Consider the following 6,590-nt stretch of genomic DNA (forward strand, 5'->3'; position numbering starts at 1 on the left):
GGCCGGGTAGCCCTGCCCCGGGTAGCCCGGGCCCTGCTGGGGCCGGCCCGGCTGCCCCGGGTAGCCCTGGCCCGGATACCCCTGCCCCCGCGGCGGCCCCGCCGCGGCTGCGCAGCCCCCTCGCCCTCGCGTGGCGGCTCCAGCGCGGCGGCCTCGCCGGGTGGGCCGCGGGCTTCCTGGTCTACGGCCTCGTCATCGGCGGCGTCGCGGACGGCGTCGGCGACCTGGTCGGCGACAACGCGGACGTCGGGGAGGTCCTCACCAAGCTCGGCGGGCAGTCCGGCATCGTGGACGCCTACCTCGCCACCGTCAACGGGCTCATGGGCGCCATCGCCGCGCTGTACGGCGTGCAGGCCGCGCTCCGGCTCCGCTCGGAGGAGACGGGCGGACGCGCCGAACCGCTGCTCGCCACCGCGGTGGGCCGCCTGCGCTGGGCCGGCGGCCACCTGCTCGTCGCCCTGGCCGGGACGGTCGTGCTGCTGCTGGTCTACGGCACGGCGGCGGGCCTCGCGTACGGCGCGGCCGCGGGCGGGACCGGCGGCAAGGTCGCGGACGCCGTCGGGGCGGCCCTCGCCCAGACGCCCGCCGCCTGGGTGGTGTCGGCCGCCGCGCTGGCGCTGTTCGGCCTGCTCCCCCGCGCGACGCAGGCGGCCTGGGCGCTGGCGGGCGCGTTCGTGCTGATCGGGCCGCTGGGCCCGATGCTGGACCTCGACCAGGCCGTCATGGACCTCTCCCCGTTCACCCACGTGCCGAAGCTGCCCGGCGGCGAGCTGACCGCCACGCCCCTCGCCGTCCTGGCCGCCGTGGCCGGGGCGCTGGTCGCGGCGGGCCTGTACGGGCTGCGCCGCCGCGACATCACGCCCTGATTTCATGGCTTCACGGCGAGAACGGGGTTCGGGTCAGGCTCGGAACCGGTCGGTCGCCTCGATGAGCAGGTGCCGCGTGCCCGGCTCCGAGCCGCCGTGGCCCGCGTCCTCGACGATGTGGAACTCGGCCTCGGGCCATGCCTGGTGCAGGTCCCAGGCCTGGCCGGGCGGCGTCTTGACGTCGTAGCGCCCGTTGACGATCACCGCGGGGACGTGCCGGATCCGGTCCACGCCCGCCAGCAGGCCCTCGGCGGGCAGGAAGCCGCCGTTCGCGATGTAGTGGTGGGTGATGCGCGCGAACGCGACCAGGAGCGTGTCGCCGAGGTCGGGCGGCGGCACCGGGAGCAGCGTGTTGGCCGCGAGCTCCCAGGCCATCCAGGCGCGCGACGCGGGGACGTGCACCGCCGGGTCGGGATCGGTGATGCGGCGGCCGTAGGCGGCGACGAGGTCGTCCCGCTCGGCGGCCGGGATCGCGTCGCGGAACGCGGCCCACTCGGCGGGGAACAGGTGCGCCGCGCCGCCGGGCGTGAATCCCCACGCCTCGTCGGACGGCCGGACCAGCCACACTCCGCGCAGCACCATCTCGGTGACGCGCTGGGGGTGGGCCTGCGCGTAGGCGAGGCCGAGGGTGGTGCCCCAGCTCCCGCCGAACACGAGCCAGCGGTCGACGGCCAGGTGCTCGCGCAGCCGCTCCATGTCGGCGACCAGGTGCGCGGTGGTGTTGTGCTCCAGCGGCACCGCCGGGTCGCCCGCGTGCGGCAGGCTGCGGCCGCAGTTGCGCTGGTCGAACAGCACGATCCGGTAGGCGGCCGGATCGAAGAAGCGCCGGTGTCCGGGCAGCAGCCCGCCGCCCGGGCCGCCGTGCAGGAACACCGCGGGCTTGCCGTCCGGGTTCCCGCACGCCTCCCAGTAGACCTCGTTGCCGTCGCCGACGTCGAGGAGCCCGGAGTCGTACGGCTCGACGGGCGGATAGAACTCCCTCAGACCCATGCCGCCCAGTTCTACCCGACGAACGATCATGAGGGGCTAGAGGGCGGCCATGGCCTTGCGGATGCGCTTGTCCGAGACCGGGAACCGCGTGCCGAGCTGCTGGGCGAACAGGCTGACCCGCAGCTCCTCCAGCATCCAGCGGACCTGCCGCGCCGGCTCGTCGTCCCGGCGCGACGGGTGCAGCCGCTTGAGGGTCTGCTCGTACTCGCGCTCCAGCTCCTCGACCTGGTGCGCGAGCATGCGGTCGCGTCCGGGGTTCTCGGGGAGCTTGTCCAGGCGGACCTGGATCGCGCGCAGGTAGCGGGGCAGGTCGGCGAGCCGCTGCCAGCCGGTCGCGGTGACGAACCCGGGGTGGACCAGCGACGCGAGATGCGCGCGGACGCCGGTCAGCGCGGGGACGAGCGTGAGGCTGGTGGTGCCGCGCAGCCGCCGGTCGATCTCGTGGGACTCGGCGAGGATCCGCTCGACCTGCGCGACGACCGCGGCGGTCGCGTCGTGCAGGTCGGCGCGGACGCGGTCGTACAGGGCGCGGTAGCCCGCCTCGTCCCACGCCGGCCCGCCCGCCTCGGCGATGAGGTGGTCGGCCGCGGCGGTGACGCAGTCGTCGAACAGCGCGGCGACGGAGCCGTGCGGGTTGTGGCTGAGCGCGAGCTTGCCCCGGTTGGTGAGCCGGCCCTGGATGAGCTTCACCGGGGACGGGGCGTTCAGCAGGACGAGCCGGCGGGTGCCGAGCCACATCGCGCGGCGCTGCTCGGCCTCCGTCTCGTACATGCGGACGGCCACGCCGTCGCCCTCGTCGGTGAGCGCCGGGAACGCCTTGACGTCGTAGCCGTTCTGGTTGCGCTCGTACGTGCGCGGCAGCTCGCCGATCGTCCAGTCGCGCAGCCCGGACCGCTCGACGGTCGACGCCGCCTTGGACAGCGTCCCGCGGACCGTGCCCGCGAGGCGCCGTTTCAGCTCGTCGAGGTCGGTGCCCTCGCCGAGGGTGCGCCTGCGCTCGCCGACGACCCGGAAGGTGATGCGCAGGTGCGCGGGCAGCCGGGAGGTGTCCCACGCCTCGCGCGCGATCGGGACGCTCGTCAGCGCGGTCAGCTCGCGTTCGAGGGCGTCCAGCAGCGGCTCGGTGCGCGGCGCGACGCGGTCGAGGACCTTGCGCGCGTAGTCGGGCGCCGGGACGAAGTTGACGCGCAGCTGCTTGGGCAGCGACCGGATCAGCTCGGTGACCAGCTCGGCGCGCAGGCCGGGCACCTGCCAGTCGAACCCGTCCGGGCGGACCTGGTTGAGGACCTGCACGGGGATGTGGACGGTCACGCCGTCGGCGTCGGCGCCCGGCTCGAACTGGTACGTCAGCCGCAGCCGCAGCGGCCCCTGCTGCCACACGTCGGGGTAGTCGGCCTCGCTGACGCCGTCGGCGGACGCGTTGATGAGCATCGACTTCTCGAAGCCGAGCAGGTCGGGGTCGGTCCGCCGCGCCCTCTTCCACCAGGCGTCGAAGTGGCGGCCGGACACGACGTCCTCGGGGACGCGCTCGTCGTAGAAGTCGAAGAGGGTCTCGTCGTCCACGAGGATGTCGCGGCGCCGCGCGCGGTGCTCCAGCTCCTCGACCTCTTCCAGGAGCGCGCGGTTCTCGTGGAAGAAGGCGTGGTGGGTCTCCCAGTCGCCCTCGACAAGGGCGTGCCGGATGAACAGCTCCCGCGACAGCGCCGGGTCGATGGAGCCGTAGTTGACGCGGCGGTCGGCGACGATCGGCACCCCGTACAGGGTGACCTTCTCGTGCGCCATGACGGCCGCCTGCTTCTTCGACCAGTGCGGCTCGCTGTACTGGCGCTTGACGAGGTGCCCGGCGAGCGGCTCGATCCACTCCGGCTCGATCCTGGCGTTGGTCCGCCCCCACAGCCGGGACGTCTCGACCAGCTCGGCCGCCATGACCCAGCGCGGCGGCTTCTTGAACAGCGCGGAGCCGGGGAAGACGGCGAACTTCGCGCCGCGCGCGCCGAGGTACTCCTGCCCGCGCCGCTGCTTGTCGCCCTTCTGCGCGTCCGCGAGCCCGATGTGCGAGAGGAGACCCGCCAGCAGCGAGACGTGGACGCGGTCGGGGGCGGCGTCGGCGGTGTTCAGCGTGACGCCGAGGGTCTTCGCGACCTGCTTGAGCTGGCCGTGCAGGTCCTGCCACTCGCGGATCCGGAGGTAGTGCAGGAACTCGCTCTTGCACATGCGGCGGAACGCGCTGCCCGACAGCTCCTTCTGCCGCTCGCGCAGGTAGTTCCACAGGTTCAGGTACGCGAGGAAGTCCGAGGTCGGGTCGGCGAACCGGCGGTGCTTCTCGTCGGCGGCCTGCTGCTGGTCGGCGGGGCGCTCGCGCGGATCCTGGATGGACAGCGCCGCGGCGATGACCAGCACCTCGCGGACGCAGCCGTTCCGGTCGGCCTCCAGCACCATCCGGCCGAGCCGGGGGTCGACGGGCAGCTGCGCGAGCCGGCGGCCGAGGGGCGTCAGCCGCTTGCGCGGGTCCTGCTCGGCCGGGTCGATGGCGCCGAGCTCGTGCAGCAGGTCGACGCCCGCCTTGACGTTGCGGCGGTCCGGCGGCTCCACGAACGGGAACGCGGCGATGTCGCCGAGGCCGAGCGAGGTCATCTGCAGGATGACGGACGCGAGGTTGGTGCGCAGGATCTCGGGGTCGGTGAACTCCGGCCGGGACTCGAAGTCCTCCTCGGAGTACAGCCGGATGCACACGCCCTCGGCCACGCGCCCGCAGCGCCCCTTGCGCTGGTTCGCCGACGCCTGCGAGATCGGCTCGATCGGCAGCCGCTGCACCTTGAGGCGGTGGCTGTAGCGGGAGATGCGGGCCGTGCCGGGATCGACGACGTACCGGATGCCCGGGACGGTCAGCGACGTCTCGGCGACGTTCGTGGCGAGGACGACGCGGCGGCCCCGGTGCGGCTGGAACACGCGGTGCTGCTCGGCCGCCGACAGCCGCGCGTACAGCGGGAGGACCTCGGTCGTGCCGCGCCGGTTCTGGAAGTGCTTCTGCAGCGCGTCGGCGGTGTCGCGGATCTCGCGCTCGCCGCTGAGGAACACGAGCACGTCGCCGGGCGCCTCGCGCTCCAGCTCGTCCACCGCGTCCAGGATCGCCTGGACCTGGTCGCGGTCCGGGTCGGCGGACGGGTCGTCCGGGTCGATGACCGGACGGTAGCGAACCTCTACGGGGTAGGTGCGGCCGGACACCTCCACGATCGGGGCGTCGTCGAAGTGCGCCGAGAACCGCTCCGGGTCGATCGTCGCCGAGGTGATGATCACCTTGAGGTCGGGGCGGCGCGGCAGGATCTCCTTGACGTAGCCGAGGAGGAAGTCGATGTTGAGGCTGCGCTCGTGCGCCTCGTCGATGATCAGCGTGTCGTACTGGCGCAGCAGCCGGTCGGTCTGGATCTCGGCCAGCAGGATGCCGTCCGTCATCAGCTTGACGAGCGTGTCGTCGCTGGACCGGTCGGTGAACCTGACCTTGTAGCCGACGGTCTCGCCGAGCTCGGTGCCGAGCTCCTCGGCGATCCGGTCGGCGACCGTGCGGGCGGCGAGCCGGCGCGGCTGGGTGTGGCCGATGGAGCCCAGCACGCCGCGGCCGAGCTCCAGGCAGATCTTGGGGATCTGGGTGGTCTTGCCGGACCCGGTCTCGCCCGCCACGATCACGACCTGGGAGTCGCGGACGGCGGCGAGGATGTCGTCCTTCTTCTGCGAGACCGGCAGCTCCGCCGGATAGGTGATCGCCGGCACGGCGGCGCGGCGCCGCTCGACCCGCCGCTCGGCGGCCTCGACCTCGGCGGCGATCTCCTCGGTCGCCCTGGCCCGGCGCGCGGCGTCGCGCATCTTCTGGGTGCCGTCGATGCGGCGCCGCAACCGGTGCTGGTCGCGCAGCGTCAACTGCGGCAGGCGCGCGCGCAGGTCGGCGAGCGGCGATCTCACAGGCGTCCTCATAACCATCGACAAGGATAGGGCGACCGGCCGACCCGGTCCCCGCTCCCCTTGTGCTCCCCCGAACCTCCGCACCGTAGCCGGAACGGCCGGGGCCGGGCGATCCATTTTCCGGCCGTCCGAGTACAACGCCCCCGTCCGGGAGGTCATTCCGGACGGGCACGCGGCATACCGGATCACTCACGGAGAGTCACCGCCGGGCCGCGCCGTGCGTCCATGATCCAGACTGGTCCGGCTGCCCGGCTACCCGGCTAGGGCCGTCCGGGGCCGGGCGCCCCGGGCGGCGGTGCGTCCGGCCGGGCCCGGTCCGCTCGCGCGACCGGCTCGTGCGGGGCGCGCGGCACGAGGCGCAGCGCGAGGCCGGGGCAGACGGCGACGGCGCGCCGCGCGTCGGCCTCCAGCCGCGCGGGGATGGGCTCGGACGGGATCACCGGGTAGTCGTACTCGTCGAGGCGCACCGTCCCGCGCAGCACGTCGGCGCACAGCCCGTGCCCGTCGCAGCGGCTCCAGTCGACCTCCAGGCTCAGCCGCGCGTCCGTCCCGGCGGGCAGCACCCCGCGGACCGGCCGCCCGCATCCGCCCTCGGCGACGTGCCGGTCGACGTCGGCGGCGAAGACGTCCAGGGCCGAGGAGACGAAGCGGGCCGTCCCGTCGGGGTGGGAGCAGGCGCCCCGTCCGACGACCATCCGGGTGGCGCGGCGGACGGTGTCGCGGGCGGCGGCCGCGTCCCGCCCGGCGGCGAGGGCGGCGAGGGCGCCGGCGATGTCG

4 protein-coding genes are annotated in these 6,590 nt (G+C 74.1%); 1 reads left to right on the forward strand and 3 read right to left on the reverse strand.

The window, feature by feature from the left end; all coding sequences use genetic code 11:
- On the forward strand, nt 1–866 hold an 866-nt coding region (locus E1300_RS50950), incomplete at its 5' end, for an efflux permease Rv1217c-related protein (protein ID WP_503104948.1).
- A gap of 33 nt (nt 867–899) precedes the next feature.
- Here the strand turns inward: E1300_RS50950 and pip are convergent.
- From pip to E1300_RS46270, 3 genes are all read right to left on the reverse strand, one after another.
- Nucleotides 900–1,856: a prolyl aminopeptidase gene (gene pip / locus E1300_RS46260; RefSeq protein ID WP_131763621.1), complete on the reverse strand. Its 957-nt coding sequence runs from the start codon at nt 1,854–1,856 to the stop codon at nt 900–902.
- Between the two features lie 36 nt (nt 1,857–1,892).
- Nucleotides 1,893–5,813 (reverse strand): ATP-dependent RNA helicase HrpA, encoded by a 3,921-nt coding sequence (hrpA, locus tag E1300_RS46265; RefSeq protein ID WP_242619837.1) that lies wholly within the window; start codon nt 5,811–5,813, stop codon nt 1,893–1,895.
- A gap of 260 nt (nt 5,814–6,073) precedes the next feature.
- Nucleotides 6,074–6,590: ferredoxin (locus tag E1300_RS46270; RefSeq protein WP_131763623.1), on the reverse strand; the 517-nt coding region annotated here is incomplete at its 5' end.

Origin of the sequence: Actinomadura fibrosa (genome assembly GCF_900659615.1) — a bacterium.
GTDB lineage: Bacteria > Actinomycetota > Actinomycetes > Streptosporangiales > Streptosporangiaceae > Spirillospora > Spirillospora fibrosa.